This is a genomic window from Mucilaginibacter sp. P4_G9 (assembly GCF_056400985.1).
Genome location: NZ_JBFUKF010000917.1, coordinates 1 through 678 on the forward strand (window position 1 = coordinate 1; position 678 = coordinate 678).

At 39.5% G+C, this 678-nt stretch carries 2 protein-coding genes; both read right to left on the reverse strand.

The window, feature by feature from the left end; all coding sequences use genetic code 11:
- Positions 1-399, reverse strand: a 399-nt coding sequence (locus AC1DPZ_RS28545) for a Crp/Fnr family transcriptional regulator (RefSeq protein WP_477409900.1), incomplete at its 3' end; no start/stop codon positions are given.
- A gap of 93 nt (positions 400-492) precedes the next feature.
- A partial coding sequence (locus AC1DPZ_RS28550) for a hypothetical protein (RefSeq protein ID WP_477409902.1) occupies positions 493-678 on the reverse strand: 186 nt, incomplete at its 5' end.

Genomic DNA, 678 nt, shown 5'->3' on the forward strand with positions numbered 1-678 from the left:
CATATGCGCCAGGTTGCGCATCCTCTTCTCCGACTCCTGCAACTCATTGGCAAAAAAACGCATCAGCTTTATCACAAAGTTATTGTTAACATTTAACGTTGATTCAAGAAAATCCATACTGATGTAGCAGATCACGCCGGTTTCAATAGCTGTAGCAGATACAGGGTAATATCCTGCATCCCCCATGCCCAGATGACCCACTATATCGCCTTTTTGCGCAAAGCGTACTATCAGCTCTTTTTCTGCATCCCACTTTTTATGAACCTTTATTTTACCCTCATAAACAAAGTAAATGCCGGTTACCGGGTCGCCTTCTTTAAAAATTGCCTCTCCCTTTTTTACAATATGGTTTTGGCGATGAGTTTCAATAACCGGGATCCAATCCTTTAAGCAATGCATGCATAAAAAGCAGCTTTTTAAATCACAGATGTTTTTGCTTTTCGCCATTTATGTATGCTTGTTTTTCGCCCTTTGGTTTCTGGCGCTAAATTATTAAAAGTAACGCCCTTTTGGTTGTTCCCATGTAGCCATATTAAAAATAATTCCCAGGATCACAATTACCGATCCGGCAAACACAGGCCACGGGAAAGATTTTAAACCATTAATGTTGACTGTCCAGTTATGTGAATCAACTGCGTTAACTGTAGTTAAATTGGTAAAGGTTAAAAAACCGATAAT